We start from the raw sequence: 13,818 nt of genomic DNA on the forward strand, positions 1-13,818 counted from the left end.
CAAAATGCACAACGGGTTTATAATATATTTTAAATGAATAAAATTTATCTTGAATCAAAATCATTTACTTACCCAGATGAAATCGAAAGAAAGCAATATTCAGAAAAGTAAAAAAAATTCGAAACCATAGAAGTTGAGTATATACATACTTTAATTTCGATGCACAACTATAAGCTAACATTTGAAGAAGCTCAAAATTTAGAAGATATTAATTGGTGGTATAATTGTTTTATTAATAGATTAAATAAACTATCTCAGAGTCATTTATATCTAATCACTCATTATAACAGAAGTAGAAAAAATGAAAATTTATTCATTGATAAATATCTTTTTGAATATTATAATGAAATTTTCTATTACTATTATTATTCTGTAAGAGATATTATTGCTCAACTTATTAACGAAATAGAAGATTTAAAAATAAAGGAAAATGATATCTATATTAATAAATTGATTCCTAAAATTAAAGATAAAAATCTAAGAAAAGATTTTTCAAATTTTTGTACAAAAACTAATGAATCATATAAAGTTATCAGGAATGCTTTTAATCATAGGTTTTCACCAGATATAAATGATAATAGGTCTAAAATAACTGATTAAAAAAAAGATAATGTGTACGAATTTAGTTTTCCTAAATCTAATAAAATATCAAATAAAGAGTTTTATGAGGATACAGAACTTTTAATGAATGAATTACATAAACTAATTACAACATTGAATAGACAAATTCAAAAAAGATATTCCTTTATGAAATAATTTGTTAATTAAATATACTAAAAAAAGCTCGTGTCAAGTACTTGACACGAGCTTTTAAATAATAAATAATAAAAAACTATATAATAATCATTCTACAATTACCACATTGGCGTTTGCAAAAACGAAGATAATATTCCTGGAAAAATTCCCATCACAATTAAGATAACCATTCCGATGATTAAAAGGAAATTTGTTAATCCGTCTTGTGTTTTTAATTTGTTTTTCCCTTTTTTGAAATACATATAATTGATGATTTTGAAGTAATAATACATACTCAAAACTGCCATTACCAATGCAATTACTATCAAAAATAGGTTTTTATCGTTTGTTCCTCCAATACTCAATGCCATAAATTTAGCGAAGAAACCTCCTGTTAATGGAATACCTGCTAACGAAATCAAAGAAATTGTCATCGCTGCTGCTAAAACTGGATTTGCTTTCCCTAAACCAATGAAACTTTCAAATTTTGGATTTTTTAATTGATCAATCGTATAAAAAATAATGAAATTCGCAACCGAATAAGCGATCGTATAGAACATCAAAGCCTCTTTAGAAGCTGAATTGATGTTGAACAAAACAAATAACATGAAACCTGCTTGCGCGATTGATGAATAAGCCATCAAACGTTTGACAGATTTTTGAGAAACTGCTCCGAAGTTTCCGATAAATAACGTCAAAATGATGATTGACGCAAATAATAAACGGTAATATTCGGCATATTCTACATTTGTTGGGAATGATTTTAAGACTAAAATAAATCCTAAAAACGATCCTCCTTTGATGATTGTCGACATAAACGATGTAAACACAGTTGGTGTTCCGTCGTAAACGTCTGGTGTCCATGCGTGGAAAGGAGCTGCAGAAACTTTGAAACAAAATGCAAAGATGATTAGACACCATCCTGCGTAATAAATTGTTTCGAAATCTTTGTTATAGTTCACCAATTGATCAACCATAAAAGTTCCTGTTGCGCCATACAAAAATGTTACACCTAACATCAAAATTCCTGTTGAGAAAGCTCCCATCAAGAAATATTTTACAGATGCTTCTGTACTTTTTATACTTTCTTTATTTGCCCCTGCAAGAATGTACATCGGAATTGACATTAATTCGATCCCTAAGAACATAATTACTAAGTTGTGGAATTGTGCTAAAACTGCGATTCCCGTAAAAGAGAAGAAAATCAAGGCATAATATTCAGCCACATGTTTTCCTACTTTTCCGAAAGAATCTTTGTTCAGCAATAAGTAAAAAATTGCCAATCCAGCCAATGCGATAAAGAACGAAACGCCGTAAAGCGATTGTCCGATCATATTATCGAATTTTCCTGCAAACATTGAGCAACCTTTCAAATCGAAAATTCCTCCTACAATCATTCCGAAAAACAGAACAACCGAAAGAATATTTAAGGCACGATTATTTTTGATGTAGAATCCACTAAACATCAAAATAATACCTGAAAGTGCTGATAAAATAATCGTATTCATATCTATTTATTCAAAAATGATTAATGTGCTAATAAATTAAAAATTGGTGTTGGATAAACTCCTAAGATGATCACAATGATTGCAATGACAGATAAAACTGCAATTGGTCCAAAACCTCCTTTTTGAGCATCTTTTTGTTTGATGTTTTTTACTTCTCCAAACAATAATGCACTTGATAATCTCAACGTATAAACGGCAGATAAAATAACACCTAAACAAGCTACCACACATAAAACTGGATTGTGTGTAAACAATGCTGAAAGCATCATAAACTCTCCGATGAATGAACTTGTCAATGGTAATGCTACGTTTGCTAAACCGAATATCATGAATAAGATAGATAATGTTGGATCAACTTTCGCTAAACCACCAATCGATTTAATATCTGTCAAATCATATTTTCTTTCCATAATATCTACACATAACCATAATCCTAAAACTACTAAACCATGTGAAAACATTTGAAAATAAGCTCCTGTTACACCATTTGCTAATTCTGAAAATATAGAAACAAAAATTAAAGCCAAGTGAGCAATCGAGCTATATGCAATAATTTTCTTTACATTTTTTGCACTCAATGCGATTAACGACGCGTAAACTAATCCGAAAATTGCGATGTACGTAATGTATTTGAACAATTCTGAAATCGTTGGGAACATCCCCAAATACCAAGTAACCACTGCAAATAATCCCATTTTCGCCATCAAAGCTGAAAGTACAACTGTTAATGGAGTTGGAGATGTTTTATAGATGGTTGGTTGCCATGTGTGAAATGGGAAGATTGGAATTTTAATCACAAAAGCGATTAAGAATAACAATGCCAACGCTGTGTTTGTTGAATAATGCGGTCCTGTAACTTGTACAACATCTGTTAATAAAAACGATGCTGGTTGTAAGAAAAATCCGATGTAAATAATTCCTCCTAACATAAACATCGATCCTAAAATCGTGTATAAGAAGAATGTCATATTTGCGCGAATTTTGTCTTTTCCAATTCCGAATAATCCGATTAAGAAATAAACTGGAATTAAAACAACTTCCCAGAAAAAATAGAATAAAATTAAATCTTCTGCTAAGAAAACTCCGTTTAATCCTGCTAAAGTGATTAGCAATAATCCGTAGAATGTATTGCTATATTTTTGTTTTGTTGTTGATAAATAAACAAAAAGAGCTAAGTAAGTAAGGTTAGTTAATAAAATCATTAATCCTCCCAAACCTTGAGCATTTAACGCGAAATAAGTTTTAACGCTGTTGAAATTGAACCATTGTGTTTGAAACGTTAACTCGTTGTTTCCACCTTTGCAAGTGATAAACAAGTACAACGCCAACAATGCTCCACCAACGAATGCTCCTAACCATCTTTGTGGTTTTTGACCTTGCATTAATAGCATAAAAACTCCTACTATTAATGGTAAAATGATAAATAAAGATAAAAGCATTACTAACCTATTTTGAAATTAAATACCCCATAAAAAAGATTGCGATACCTGCCACGATTCCTACAACCATTAGCATAATATAGAATCCTACATTTCCGTTTTGTAGCTGACGTACATTTTTTGATGCGCGACCAGAAACAGTTCCAACTCCTAAAACAAAAGCTGCAATTCCTGCTTTTTCTACATATTTTTTCAAGACATCACCTAATTCGAACAATGGTTTTACAATTGAATTGTCGTATAATTCGTCGATGTACCATTTGTCTTCAAAGAATTTTGCAATTCCAGTTGCTTCACCATCTACATGATTTGTGTATTTCTTGATGGCATAATAAATTGCACCAAGCACACAAAGTAATAAAGCTCCCATCATCATCCATTCTGTTGCGTGAGAAACGTGATGAGCTTCTCCGATTGATACAACTCCACTTAAGAAAGTTTGAAGTTTATGTCCGTCTTGCATAAACAACGCTGGAATTCCTACATAACCAGCAAAAACAGAAAGAACTGCTAAGATGATTAATGGAATTGTCATTGCTGCTAGACTTTCGTGCGGATGAGCATCTTTATCTCTTAAATCTCCTAAGAAAGTCATCGCATATAAACGGAACATATAGAATGCTGTCATCACAGAAACAATAAACCCGATTCCGTAAACAACTGGATTAGAAACAAACATTCCTAATAACATTTCGTCTTTCGAGAAGAAACCTGATAAACCTGGAATACCAGCGATTGCCAAACATCCAATCAAGAAAGTAATATGTGTGATTTTCATGTATTTGCTCAAACCTCCCATTTTGCGCATATCTTGCTCGTGGTGCATTCCGTGAATTACAGAACCTGCCCCTAAAAATAATAATGCTTTGAAAAATGCATGCGTCATTACGTGGAAAACTGCTGCGATATACGCTCCAGATCCAATTGCTGCGAACATTAATCCTAACTGAGAAACTGTAGAATAAGCCAATACTTTTTTGATATCGTTTTGACGCATTGCAATAGTTGCAGTAACAAAAGCTGTTGCAATTCCTACGTATTGAATAATTTGTAATGTGATTGGTGCTGCCGAAAATAGTTCGTTGCAACGCGTAATCATGAAGATACCTGCTGTTACCATTGTTGCAGCGTGAATAAGTGCTGAAACTGGCGTTGGTCCTGCCATCGCGTCTGGTAACCATGTAAATAATGGTAACTGAGCCGATTTACCTGTTGCTGCTAAAAATAACAATAATGTAATTCCTGTCAAAACGAAACCTGTAAATGCAGATGGATCAATTGCTAATTGGCTGAATACTTTTACATATTCTAACGTTCCAAATTCTTTGAAAATCCAAAACATCGCCAATAAGAATCCAACATCTCCGATTCGGTTCATGATGAAAGCTTTCTTTGCTGCTATGATATATTCTGGATTTGTAAACCAAAAACCAATTAATAAGAATGAACATAATCCTACTCCTTCCCATCCAATAAACATCATCACAAAGTTGTTTCCCATCACAAGAATCAACATAAAGAAGATGAATAAATTTAGGTAAGAAAAGAATTTTGCAAATCCTTTGTCTTCGCTCATGTAAGCCGAGCTGTACACGTGAATTAAAAATCCAACTCCTGTAATAATTAACAAGAACAAACTCGTTAATGCATCAATTTGAAATGCAAACGGAACTTGTAAAGTTGGAATATTGATAATATCAAATGCCTTAAAAATTAATGGTTGTGCATCTGCTCCTGATGGAACTGACATAAAAACCATAATTGATAAAATGAAACTTGCCAAAACTGCTCCACTTCCGATGAAAGTAACTAAGCTTTTTGAAAGTACATTTCGTCCTAAACCGTTAATCAAAAATCCTATGAATGGAATCAAAGGAATTAACCATATATACTGCTCCATTCTTAACCTTTTAAACGATTTAACACATTAATATCTACCGAGTATACTTTGCGGAACAATAAAATTATTACTGATAATCCTACAGCAACCTCAGCCGCGGCTACAACCATAATAAAGAATACTAAAAGTTGTGCATCTGTTCCTTTTTCTAATGCTGGATTTGCGTGATAGTGCATTTTTGAGAACGCTACTAACAACAAATTCACAGAATTTAACATCAATTCTATACACATAAAAATGACAATTGCGTTACGACGTAACATAACACCTGCCATTCCTATTCCGAATAGGATTAATGATAAAGTAATATAATAACTGATTGGTAACATCTTTTACTTTTTATATTTAATCCAATAATTCTTCGTCCTTTTTCGATAACATCACCGCTCCAATCATTGCAGAAATAAACAAAATACTGCTCAACTCGAATGGTAAAACATATTCTGAATATAACAATGATCCTAAGTTGTGAATCAATCCTAAATCACCTGTTCCCATTTCTACAGCTGTGTTTGCAGAAGCTTGATTTTGTGAGAAAATACCAATTGTCAAGGCAACAAATAACAAAGAGGTTAAACTCGCTGCTAATATTTTTGCTGGTCGACCAAATGATTTCTTTTCACTATTCAAGTTCATCAACATCACCACGAATAAGAACAATACCATAATTGCTCCGGCATAGACAATGACATTTACAATTGCCAAAAACTGTGCGTTTAGCAATACATAATGTCCGCTGATGCAGAAGAATGTTACGATTAAATATAAAATGGAATGTACAGGATTTTTACTGAACACCATTAGTAGCGCACTTAACACCGTTAAGCTCGACAAAACATAGAATAAAATGATAGGTAATTCCATTAATTTGTAGCTTTTTTCGGGATTAATAAATCTTCTTTCGAATAGATAAAATTTTGACGTTTGAAACTTGCTGGAGGAACTGTTTGCGATAAATAAACAGCATCTTTTGGACAAGCTTCTTCACAGAATCCACAGAAAATACAACGTAACATGTTAATTTCATATTTCGCTGCATATTTTTCTTCGCGATAAAGATTTTCTTCACCAGGAAGTCTTTCTGCCGCTTCCATTGTAATCGCTTCTGCTGGACAAGCCAAAGCACAAAGTCCACAAGCCGTACAGTTTTCGCGATCTTCTTCGTCTCTATTCAAAACGTGTAATCCTCTAAATACAGGACTAAACGGTCTTTGTTTTTCTGGATAACTAATTGTTGCTTTCTTCGAAAAGAAGTGCTTCAATGTAATCATCAACCCTTTTGCGATAGAAATCAAATAGATACTTTCCCAAAAAGTAAGGGGTTTACGTTCTACTTGTTTTACTCTATTTGTAATTGGTTTCATACTTTTAATGATTTTGATGATTCTACTTGTTTAATAATAAAATCACTAAGCCTGTAATTAACATATTAATTAATGCTAAAGGCAATAATTTTTTCCAACCTAAATCCATTAATTGGTCATATCTGAAACGAGGAATCGTCCAACGCACCCACATATAGAAGAAAATGAAGAAACAAGCTTTACCGAATAATGATAGGAAATTAAGAATTGCCGTTCCATTTACTCCGATAGAGTTTAATAATGTTGCATCGTCTACAAATGGGATATCGTATCCACCAAAATAGATGGTAGAAATTACCACAGAACTGATGAACATATTGATGTATTCTGCAAATAAAAAGAATCCCATCTTCATCGAAGAATATTCTGAGTGATAACCTCCAATTAACTCATTTTCTGCTTCTGGTAAGTCGAACGGAGTACGGTTAGTTTCTGCGAACGAACACACCAAGAAAATAATAAATCCTAATGGTTGTAATAAGATAAACCACGCATGCTCTTGTTGATAATGTACAATATCACTCAATTTTAAAGAACCTGTCATCATCAAAATGGTGATTAACACGATTCCCATTGGTAATTCGTACGAAATAATCTGCGAAGCTGCACGCAAACCTCCCATTAAAGAGTATTTGTTGTTCGATGCCCAAGCACCAATCATAATTCCATAAACACCTAAACTTAATACACCTAAAATGTATAAAAACCCGATGTTAACATCTGCAATTTGAGGAATAACTACACGATCTCCAATCTCGAAAGCTGTCGACCATGGAATAACTGCACCTGTCATACAAGCTACAATCATTGCCAAAGATGGACCTAAGATGAATAAAAATTTATTCGAATCTTTTGGTGTAATTTCCTCTTTCGAGAATAATTTTAAACCATCGGCAAGTGGTTGTAATAAACCAAAAATACCTGCACGGTTTGGTCCGATACGATCTTGTAAGAATGCTGCAACTTTTCGTTCAGCCCAAGTAGAGTACATGGCAACAACTAATGCAAAACCAATCATTACGCCTACTAAAGCTAACTTTTCTAATGCATCAGCAATAAATTCTTCTGTCATTTTGTTAATTTTATTTTCGAATGATTAATCTTTAAAATCTTTACTTGTTGCTGGTCCATCAATTTTAGATAAATCACGATTTGGTTCATTTACTTCTGAAACCGAATGAATATCTAATAAAATTTTTGGATCGCGTTTGATAACTTTCGGAAGTGTTTCTTTTGGCTCCACTTTGTTCTCAAAGTAATGACCTTGACGAACAACAGAATCTTTAGAAATTTCTGAAGGTTTTTCTAACGTCCAATCGTTGATATCTTTTTTATCAAAACGACATGTGTTACAAATCCAATCTTTTACTTCGTTAAATTCATCTTTGCGAGCTGTTACACGGAAAACTTCATTTCCACGGAACCACACTTGTGCTTTACCAGAACAAGTCGGACAATCGCGATGAGCATCAACTGGTTTCAAGAACCAAACACGATTTTTGAAACGGAACGTTTTATCTGTTAATGCACCAACTGGACAAACATCAATAATATTTCCGATGAATTCGTTATCTAAACTTTTGTTGATATGAGTTGAAATTTCAGCGTGATCTCCACGATTCATTACACCATGCTCACGACAACCTGTGATCTGATCTGCAGTTTTTACACAACGATAACACAAAATGCATCGGTTCATGTTCAACTGAATATTTGGACCTAAATCTTCTTTTGGGAATGTACGACGATCAAATTCGTAACGCGTTGCTTCTGCTCCGTGCTCGTAACTTAAATCTTGTAACTTACATTCTCCTGCCTGATCACACACTGGACAATCTAAAGGGTGATTGATTAATAATAATTCAACAATCCCTTTACGTGCCTCAACTGTACGCTCAGAAGTTTTATTGCCTACAACCATTCCGTCCATAACTGTTGTACGACAAGACGGAACCAATTTAGGCATTGGACGAGGATCTGATTCACTACCTTTTGATACTTCTACCAAACATGTTCTACAGTTTCCTCCTGTGTTTTCTAATTTACCGTAGTAACACATCGCTGGAGGTGCTACTTCTTTACCAATCATACGAGCGGCTTGAAGGATCGTTGTTCCCGCAGGTACTTCAATCGTTTCGTTATCGATGGTAATTTTAAATAATGGTGTTTCTTCTGCCATCTTCGTATTAATTTGCGGTTTCTTTAATTTCGATTGGATCAGCGTAATGCGCTAAACCAAAATTACGCGTCAAACATTCTTCCGGATTATTAATATGCCATTCAAACTCATCACGGAAGTGACGAATTGCCGCTGCAACTGGCCAAGCCGCTGCATCTCCTAATGGACAAATTGTATTTCCTTCGATTTTACGTTGAACATCCCATAACAATTCGATATCAGACATTTTTCCTTTTCCTTCATCGATTCGTTTCAAGATTTTTTCCATCCAACCTGTTCCTTCGCGACAAGGTGAACATTGCCCACATGATTCGTGACGATAGAAACGAGCTAATGTATACGTGTGATAAACAACATCTTGATCTTCATCTAAAACAATAAATCCTCCAGAACCCATCATGGTTCCTGTTTGGAATCCTCCTTCTGATAAACTTTCATAATTCATGTAACGAGGTTTACCTTCAGCTGTTTTTAACAATAAGTTTGCTGGAACAATTGGTACAGAACTTCCTCCAGGAATACATGCTTTAAGTCGTTTTCCGTTTGGAATACCACCACAATATTCGTCTGAATAGATAAATTCTTCAACCGTGATTGTCATATCAATTTCATAAACACCTGGTTTATTAATATTTCCGCAAGCTGAAATTAATTTAGTTCCTGTAGAACGACCAACTCCAATTTTAGAATATGCTTCTCCTCCAATTTCAATAATTGGAACAATCGCTGCAATTGTTTCTACATTGTTTACAACCGTTGGTCTTCCCCACAATCCTTTAACAGCTGGGAAAGGAGGTTTTAGACGTGGATTTCCACGCTTACCTTCTAACGATTCTAACAATGCCGTTTCTTCACCACAGATGTAAGCTCCACCACCACGTTGAACATAAATTTCTAAATCGAAACCTGTTCCTTGAATGTTTTTACCTAACCAACCTGCAGCTTTTGCTTCATCGATTGCTTCTTCTAAAATTTCTGCAACCCACGCATATTCTCCACGGATATAAATAAATGATGTATTAGAACCTAAACAGAATGATGAAATCAAAACTCCTTCAATTAATAAATGAGGAATATATTCCATCAAGAAACGGTCTTTGAACGTTCCTGGTTCAGATTCGTCCGCGTTTACCACTAAGTGTCTTGGAACACCTTCTGGCTTTGCCAAAAAGCTCCATTTCATTCCAGTTGGAAAACCTGCACCACCACGACCTCTTAAACCAGAAGTTTTTACTTCTTCTAAGATTTCATCAGTTGTCATTTTAAATGCTTTCTCAGCATTTGCATAACCTCCGTTTTCGCGGTAAGCTTGGTAATGACGAATACCTGGAACATCAATATTTTTTAACAGTAATTTTTGTCCCATTATGCTAATTTTTTCAATTCCTCGATTAATTCGTCTACTTTCTCGATCGTTAAATTCTCACGATACGTTTTTCCTAACTGTAACATTGGCGCGTAACCACATGCTCCTAAACATTCGGCTGGTTTTAATGTAAATAAACCATCTGCCGAAGTTCCTCCAGCTTCGATATTTAATTTTGTTTTGATGTGTTCGATAATTTTATCTGAACCTCTTAACATACAAGGTCCTGTTTGACAAACTTCTAACACAAATTTCCCTACAGGATTTAAGTTAAACATCGAATAAAATGAAGCTACTTCGTAAACTTCTACTGGTAAAATATTCAATACTTCTGCAACATAATCTAAATGAGGTGTGTCTAACCAACCACCAAACTCAGCTTGTGCCACATGAAGCAAAGGAATCAATGCACTTTGTTTTTTATCCTCTGGATAACGTGCAATGATTTTATCTACTTTTTGTTGTGTCTCTTCTGAAAATTGAATTGCCATTTTTAATAATTTTTATTAAGCATCTAATTCTCCAGCAATCAAATTCAAACTACTCATTGTAATAATGGCATCTGAAATCATTGATCCTTCGATCAATTCTGGATAAGCTTGATAATAAACGAAACAAGGTCTACGGAAATGTAAACGGTATGGCGAACGACCACCATCAGAAACGAAATAATAACCCAACTCACCATTTGCAGCTTCGATTGAATTATAAATTTCTCCTTTTGGCATATCTACCTCTCCCATAATAATTTTGAAATGATAGATTAACGCTTCCATTTTTGTGTAAACATCTTTCTTTAGTGGTAAATAGAAGTCTGGAGCATCAGCATGATATTGCGTTGCTTCTTCTCCTTCTAATGCATCAATCTTTGCAATTGCTTGTTTGATGATGCTTAAACTTTGCCACATTTCTTGACCACGAACTAAGAATCTATCATAACAATCTCCCGTTGTACCAACTGGAATATCGAATTCGAATTCTTCGTAACGAGAATATGGTTTCGCTACACGAACATCATAATCTACACCAGCTGCACGTAAATTTGGTCCTGTGAAACCATAATTTAATGCACGCTCAGCCGAAATCCCTCCAACTCCTTGTGTACGATCCATAAAAATACGGTTACGTAAAAATAAGTTTTCAAACTCTGTTAAGACATCTGGAAACTCTCTCACGAAACGATGGATTTTTGTCCAAGCAACTTCAGAAAAATCACGTTCGAAACCACCAATACGACCAATATTTGTTGTTAAACGAGAACCACAAATTTCTTCGTAAATCTCATAAATCAACTCGCGATATTTCATCATATATAGGAATCCTGTAAATGCTCCTGTATCAACACCCATAATCGAGTTACATACGATATGATCTGCCATACGAGCCAATTCCATAATGATAACACGCAAATAAGAAACACGTTTTGGAACTTCAATTCCAACGAATTTCTCAACTGTCATGTGCCAACCTAAGTTATTTAACGGCGCCGAACAATAGTTCAATCGGTCAGTTAAAGGTGTAATTTGGTACAAAGGTTTGCGTTCAGCAATTTTCTCAAAAGCACGATGAATATACCCAACTGTAGGAACCGCAGATTTGATGATTTCACCATCAATCTCTAAAATATTTTGAAATACCCCATGTGTTGCAGGATGCGTAGGTCCTAAGTTTAAGGTAATTGTGCTTTTTTCTAACGAACCATCTGGAAGATCAAGATGCTTTAATTTTTTAGTTTTCTCTTTTCCCATGGTTAATTTGCTTTTACATTAAAACCTCCATAATTGAAATCACCACCTCGACCAAACATATCGTCGTCTTTGTCTTTACGCGTTTGATCCTCTAATGGGAACTCTTTGCGTAATGGATGATAATCCATTTCTGGAACATTCATGACACGAATTAAATTTGGATGTCCTACAAAATCAACTCCATAGAAATCATACGCTTCGCGCTCTAACCAGTTAGCTGTTTCGAATAATTTAGTTGCTGTAAAAATCGAAGGTTTTTCGATTGGTAAAGCAAATTTTAATCGAACGTCAACTCCCTCGTATAGATTATAAACTAAATAGGTTACAACCAATTCTTCTCCAACATTATTAGGATAATGAATCGCTGTTAAATCCTTCAAAAATTTGAAAGATAATTGCTCATCATCATATAAATATTGTAAAATCTTTAGATTGAAATCTTTGTTCGCATATAAAGTCAATACACCGAAATGCTCTTCGTATCCGTATATATTTTCTTGAAACTTCTGAACCAAACGGTCTTTTATAAATGAATTGTCCATTATTTCAACTTATTTAATTCCATAACTTGCTAAAAGTTGTTGATATTCTTCGCTACTTCTACGACGAACACTTTCGCTCTCTACCAACTCCTGAATACGCATTACACCATCGATAATTGCTTCTGGACGAGGCGGACAACCTGGCACATAAACGTCGACTGGAATTACTTCATCAATTCCTTGTAAAACCGAATATGTATCAAAAATTCCTCCCGAGCTCGCACAAGCTCCAACAGCAATTACCCAACGAGGTTCTGCCATTTGGATATAAACTTGCTTCAGAACTGGCGCCATTTTTTTAGAAATTGTACCCATTACCATCAACAAATCGCACTGACGAGGCGTAAAAGCCAAACGTTCAGATCCAAAACGTGCCAAATCGTATGTCGAACCCATAGTCGCCATAAACTCAATTCCGCAACAACTTGTCGCAAATGGTAAAGGCCAAATAGAGTTTTTACGCGCTAATCCAACTACTTTTGATAGTTGCATCGCCATAAAACCTTCACCTTCAAAACCTCCTGGAGACTCTACAATCTTCACATTGGTATTGTGTGTTACTGGTCTTTTATTATGAATCATTATACTATTATTTTAGAATTTTAATCGCTCTATTTTTCCCAATTAAGAGCTCCTTTTTTGCGTACATACAAGTACATCACAAAGAATAATCCAACGAATGTTACAACTGCTGCAAAACCTTCCCAACCTAATTCTTTAAAATTCGCTGCATATGGGTAAAAAAAGATTACCTCTACATCGAATAACACGAATAAAATGGCTACTAAGAAGTACTTAATTGCAAATGGCTGTCTTGCATTTCCAACTTTCTCAATCCCAGACTCGAAATTCTCTAATTTTTCGTCTGTCTTTCTCGATGGCCCAAGAAAATGTGTCGCAACGATAGTACCCGCTACAAACGCAAAAGCAACCACAAAAAGAATGAGAATAGGAATATAACTTGATGCTGTTTCCATAACTATTTTTCCAACTAATATTTTATCGATAAAAATAATAATAAAATATCATATTATTTA

Annotated in this window: 15 protein-coding genes; 1 reads left to right on the forward strand and 14 read right to left on the reverse strand. The window is 34.3% G+C overall.

What is annotated here, in order from left to right:
* The first annotated feature begins 159 nt into the window (after positions 1–159).
* Positions 160–600 carry a Cthe_2314 family HEPN domain-containing protein gene (locus B4G36_RS07270; RefSeq protein ID WP_291063026.1) on the forward strand — a complete coding sequence of 147 codons (441 nt, stop codon included), beginning with the start codon at positions 160–162 and terminating at the stop codon, positions 598–600.
* 254 nt (positions 601–854) lie between these two features.
* Here the strand turns inward: B4G36_RS07270 and B4G36_RS07275 are convergent, their stop codons facing one another.
* The 14 genes from B4G36_RS07275 to B4G36_RS07340 are packed head-to-tail and all read right to left on the reverse strand — an operon-like array spanning position 855 to position 13,758.
* Positions 855–2,243 carry an NADH-quinone oxidoreductase subunit N gene (locus B4G36_RS07275; protein WP_291063028.1) on the reverse strand — a complete coding sequence of 463 codons (1,389 nt, stop codon included), beginning with the start codon at positions 2,241–2,243 and terminating at the stop codon, positions 855–857.
* Between the two features lie 20 nt (positions 2,244–2,263).
* Positions 2,264–3,682 (reverse strand): complex I subunit 4 family protein, encoded by a 1,419-nt coding sequence (locus tag B4G36_RS07280; RefSeq protein ID WP_038333343.1) that lies wholly within the window; start codon positions 3,680–3,682, stop codon positions 2,264–2,266.
* 7 nt (positions 3,683–3,689) lie between these two features.
* Positions 3,690–5,582: an NADH-quinone oxidoreductase subunit L gene (gene nuoL / locus B4G36_RS07285; RefSeq protein WP_291063031.1), complete on the reverse strand. Its 1,893-nt coding sequence runs from the start codon at positions 5,580–5,582 to the stop codon at positions 3,690–3,692.
* A gap of 2 nt (positions 5,583–5,584) precedes the next feature.
* Positions 5,585–5,911, reverse strand: a complete 327-nt coding sequence (gene nuoK / locus B4G36_RS07290; RefSeq protein WP_219034517.1) for an NADH-quinone oxidoreductase subunit NuoK — start codon at positions 5,909–5,911, stop codon at positions 5,585–5,587.
* Between the two features lie 16 nt (positions 5,912–5,927).
* Positions 5,928–6,446, reverse strand: coding sequence for an NADH-quinone oxidoreductase subunit J (locus B4G36_RS07295; protein ID WP_291063033.1), 519 nt, complete (start codon positions 6,444–6,446; stop codon positions 5,928–5,930).
* The gene (nuoI, locus tag B4G36_RS07300; RefSeq protein WP_038333352.1) at positions 6,446–6,946 is read right to left on the reverse strand and encodes an NADH-quinone oxidoreductase subunit NuoI; all 501 of its coding nucleotides are present in this window, start codon (positions 6,944–6,946) and stop codon (positions 6,446–6,448) included. Before nuoI ends, B4G36_RS07295 begins: the two co-directional genes overlap by 1 nt.
* Before the next feature lie 22 nt (positions 6,947–6,968).
* The gene (nuoH, locus tag B4G36_RS07305; RefSeq protein WP_291063035.1) at positions 6,969–8,018 is read right to left on the reverse strand and encodes an NADH-quinone oxidoreductase subunit NuoH; all 1,050 of its coding nucleotides are present in this window, start codon (positions 8,016–8,018) and stop codon (positions 6,969–6,971) included.
* 24 nt (positions 8,019–8,042) lie between these two features.
* Positions 8,043–9,125 (reverse strand): 2Fe-2S iron-sulfur cluster-binding protein, encoded by a 1,083-nt coding sequence (locus tag B4G36_RS07310; protein ID WP_291063037.1) that lies wholly within the window; start codon positions 9,123–9,125, stop codon positions 8,043–8,045.
* Positions 9,126–9,132: 7 nt separating this feature from the next.
* The gene (gene nuoF, locus B4G36_RS07315) at positions 9,133–10,491 is read right to left on the reverse strand and encodes an NADH-quinone oxidoreductase subunit NuoF (protein ID WP_291063039.1); all 1,359 of its coding nucleotides are present in this window, start codon (positions 10,489–10,491) and stop codon (positions 9,133–9,135) included.
* Positions 10,491–10,982, reverse strand: a complete 492-nt coding sequence (gene nuoE, locus B4G36_RS07320) for a complex I 24 kDa subunit family protein (protein ID WP_038333366.1) — start codon at positions 10,980–10,982, stop codon at positions 10,491–10,493. Before nuoE ends, nuoF begins: the two co-directional genes overlap by 1 nt.
* Before the next feature lie 15 nt (positions 10,983–10,997).
* The gene (locus tag B4G36_RS07325; RefSeq protein WP_291063041.1) at positions 10,998–12,239 is read right to left on the reverse strand and encodes an NADH-quinone oxidoreductase subunit D; all 1,242 of its coding nucleotides are present in this window, start codon (positions 12,237–12,239) and stop codon (positions 10,998–11,000) included.
* Positions 12,240–12,241: 2 nt separating this feature from the next.
* On the reverse strand, positions 12,242–12,781 hold the full coding sequence (locus B4G36_RS07330; protein ID WP_284582850.1) for an NADH-quinone oxidoreductase subunit C: 540 nt from the start codon (positions 12,779–12,781) through the stop codon (positions 12,242–12,244).
* A gap of 9 nt (positions 12,782–12,790) precedes the next feature.
* Entirely contained in the window at positions 12,791–13,363 is a 573-nt protein-coding gene (locus B4G36_RS07335; RefSeq protein WP_038333376.1) for an NADH-quinone oxidoreductase subunit B, read from the reverse strand.
* A 29-nt stretch (positions 13,364–13,392) separates the two neighbouring features.
* Positions 13,393–13,758 (reverse strand): NADH-quinone oxidoreductase subunit A, encoded by a 366-nt coding sequence (locus B4G36_RS07340; RefSeq protein WP_291050611.1) that lies wholly within the window; start codon positions 13,756–13,758, stop codon positions 13,393–13,395.
* Positions 13,759–13,818: the final 60 nt, after the last annotated feature.

The sequence above is a fragment of the Empedobacter sp. UBA3239 genome (assembly GCF_002362875.1).
Lineage (GTDB): Bacteria > Bacteroidota > Bacteroidia > Flavobacteriales > Weeksellaceae > Empedobacter > Empedobacter falsenii_B.